Source organism: Lentiprolixibacter sp., assembly GCF_982873095.1.
On record NZ_CEYNTP010000277.1, the window covers coordinates 1 to 3,352 of the forward strand.

Annotated in this window: 4 protein-coding genes; 1 reads left to right on the forward strand and 3 read right to left on the reverse strand. The window is 45.1% G+C overall.

Annotated elements, in window-relative coordinates; translation table 11 throughout:
- Nucleotides 1–140 precede the first annotated feature (140 nt).
- Nucleotides 141–848, forward strand: a complete 708-nt coding sequence (folE, locus tag AC4E7D_RS13110; protein WP_490174236.1) for a GTP cyclohydrolase I FolE — start codon at nt 141–143, stop codon at nt 846–848.
- A gap of 108 nt (nt 849–956) precedes the next feature.
- Here the strand turns inward: folE and AC4E7D_RS13115 are convergent, their stop codons facing one another.
- From AC4E7D_RS13115 to AC4E7D_RS13125, 3 genes are all read right to left on the reverse strand, one after another.
- Nucleotides 957–1,613 carry a hypothetical protein gene (locus tag AC4E7D_RS13115; RefSeq protein ID WP_490174237.1) on the reverse strand — a complete coding sequence of 219 codons (657 nt, stop codon included), beginning with the start codon at nt 1,611–1,613 and terminating at the stop codon, nt 957–959.
- A 4-nt stretch (nt 1,614–1,617) separates the two neighbouring features.
- The gene (locus AC4E7D_RS13120) at nt 1,618–2,052 is read right to left on the reverse strand and encodes a hypothetical protein (RefSeq protein ID WP_490174238.1); all 435 of its coding nucleotides are present in this window, start codon (nt 2,050–2,052) and stop codon (nt 1,618–1,620) included.
- A gap of 261 nt (nt 2,053–2,313) precedes the next feature.
- Nucleotides 2,314–3,352, reverse strand: a 1,039-nt coding sequence (locus AC4E7D_RS13125) for an MBL fold metallo-hydrolase RNA specificity domain-containing protein (protein ID WP_490174239.1), incomplete at its 5' end; no start/stop codon positions are given.

Below are 3,352 nucleotides of genomic sequence, written 5' to 3' on the forward strand. Positions count from 1 at the left end.
CACTCCTTTACTTCTACAATTCAGACCAATTTCATTTTTTGTTTAAACTTTAACATTTTTATTTAAACATTTCATTACTTTTATTTCTCAATTAATAAAGGATTATCATAAGACCGATAGAAAAAATCAAAAAAAGCACCATGAAAGAAGAAAATGCCCTTTGGGACACCCTTATAGATTCTAAAACCCTGTTGAACGGTCATTCCCATGAAGAACTTGGAGATGACCATTTTTACACAGGAGGTCTTGCGACCCCTATGAAACATGATGCCTTTGAAAAGAGTGATGAAGAGAAAAAGGAAACCATCGCCCTGCTTTTTGCACAGATCATGGATGTATTGGGGCTCGACCTGAATGACGATTCTCTGAAAGGAACCCCGAAACGGGTGGCCAAAATGTATATTGAGGAAATCTTTTCCGGCCTGGATCCCAAAAATAAACCCAAGGTGGCCCTGTTCGACAATAAGTACAAGTACAACCAGATGCTGGTTGAAAAGGATATCACCTTCTATTCCAATTGCGAACACCACTTTGTGCCCATTATCGGGAAGGCCCATGTGGCCTACATTTCCTCGGGAAAGGTGATCGGCCTGTCCAAACTAAACCGGATTGTACAGTACTATGCCAAACGTCCACAGGTACAGGAGCGGCTGACCAATCAGATTGGCGTGGAGTTACAGCAATTACTGGATACGGAAGACGTAGCTGTCATTATTGACGCTAAGCACCTTTGTGTCTCTTCCCGGGGAGTTCAGGACGATACCTCTGCAACAGTTACCTGTTTTTATGGCGGGAAATTCAACCAGCAGGAGAAGATTGCGGAATTACAAAACTACCTGAAGAACTAATCAAGGTATACTAAACATGCTAATACTCCTTATTTGTTATCTGCTGAAGAGGGTCCTTGTGTAAGTCCCCTGACAAATAAGGAGTATTATTTTAGGCCATGACCCGTCTTACCGACTTATGGCGTCCCCTTCATCTGCTTTATGGAAGATGACATCTTCCTCCGTCATGGCCAAAACCACCAATTTGATATAGTCATCCACGGTTTTCCGGAGATTTATAGGATCCGTAATATCGATGGATCCTCTCCAGATCAAACTGCGTTCCTTACCAACACAGATGCAGTACAGGGAGGTTTCCGCATGGTAAACCGTATATTGTTCATAGTAGTCATCTTCAAAGTAAATATCCTGGTGTGACAGGTAATCATCGCGAAACTGGTATTCATACCCTTCAATATCTGCCAGGCGTCTTTCGAAACTCTGCCGGTTTTCTGACCCCAGTACTTTGGTAAACAAAATGGCATCAAAATCCTTTTCCAATAATTGGGTTTCCACCTCGTCCAATTCTTTTTCAGTCTGCCGCGTGGCCGTAAAGGATACATCAAACAAATCGATGCTTCGCATGGCTTCCACCCCATAATTTGTAAACTCCCGTTTCATTTTTGTTTCAAAAAGCTCGCGGCCCTGTTCGTTGGGCGTCATCCCCACTACCAACACCTTATAAGCGTCGAAAGTAACAATCTCAGGGTTTTTCCAACTGCTGACCAGTTCTGCCGAAGAACATCCAAAGAGCCAAAATGCAAGAAGTATTATTGCTTTTTTCATAGTTCTAATTCAATAAGCGTTTCTGTTTTTCCTGGCGAATAACCTTGGAGAGCAGTGTAAAAAGTTGCCTCTTTAATCCACGGTAGGCCTCAAGGTAGCATTCCATTTCCTTAATCAGTTGCATGTGGGTTTCCCGGTAGGCCTTTTCCATTTTGGGCTGATCTACGTCATCAATCATAATTTCCAATTGATTCTCGTGTACCTGCACCCTTTTCAGGAGGGCCACCTGTTCTTTCTCGGCGTCGAGAATTTCACCTACCAACTGCTTGCTTTTATCATAGATCTTATGATCTATCAGGGCGTCGGTATAGGATTTCACAAGGCTATTTAGAAATAGCTGCTCATCCTCAATAAATTTCAGTTCGGACAACCATGTAAGTGTAGTACTGTGCATTTCCTCCGGGCTGATCCATTCGATGTAGCGAGGTGTTGTTCCCATGGCAATTATTTTAAATTACACCCTATTTGAATTGACAGGTACACCACCCATTGCAGCTTTCCCGTCTCAATTTCTACATCCAAGTTATACCGAAAATTCTCCAGGTGCCATGATATCCATCAGCCTGGGGACGACGTTTCTTCAATATTCCCCCGGCATAGTTGAATATTTCAGTTGAGTTGCTGATAATCGGCATCAAAGACCAGGACTTCAGTTTGGAGTTCCCGGGGACCATCCTGCTAAGAAGCACAACACGGGGCTTCACACCCAAAGGGTAACAGCCTCATTTAAACGCGGTCTGCTGGGCTCCCAACCCAGGGTGTCCCGGATTTTTAGATCAAATCCCTCCATGGCTGCGGGCTCCCCGTGAATCAGAAAAACGCCTTCGGGAATGTTTTTGATATTGCCGATCCATTTCATCAGGTCGGCCTGGTCCGCATGGGCAGACAGGCTCTGCATATGAGAAATTTTTGCCTTTACGGAATAATACTTACCAAAGATCTTGATTTCGGGTTCCCCGTCCAGCAACCTACGCCCACGGGTACCCTCTGCCTGGTACCCTACTAACAACACCCGAGTCTCTGGCTGAGATACCAGCTGCTTGAGGTAAGTGAGAATCCTGCCACCGCTGACCATACCACTTCCCGCAATAACAATTTTGGGTCGGGGATCATCAATCATTTCCCAGGTTTCGCGATAGGATGAAACCAGGTTCATATGGCTGCACATGGCATGGTATTCCGCCATATCCAGTTTATGACATTCGGGAAATCGCTCAAAGATCTCCAGAACATTCTGGCCCATAGGACTGTCAATGACAATTGGTATATTGGGGATTTGGTTCCGCTTATACATCCTCCAAAGCAGGAACATCAGCGATTGCAGTCGTTCTACTGCAAAACTTGGGATCAGCAAGTTTCCACGCTCACTTAACACCTCCTGGGTTAGCCGGGACAGTTGCACCTCAACTTCCTCATCTGGGTGCAGTTTATTGCCATAAGTGCTCTCTACAAAAAGATAATCGGCCCATTCCGGTTCCTTAGGCGGGGCAAGTAGCAGGTCATGGTACCTGCCCAGGTCACCAGAAAAAACCAGCACCCTGTCATTAATCTCGATCTCAATGTAGGTAGAACCCAGGATATGGCCATTGTAACGGAAACGATAGCGGATATGTTCAGAGGCCTTAACCCATACATCTTCCTCAACCGCGTGGAACCGTCCTATCGTCCGGTTGGCTTCCTCAAGTGTATAGAAAGGCAGTGCAGGATCATGACGGCTATATCCTTCCTGGTTGGCCTTT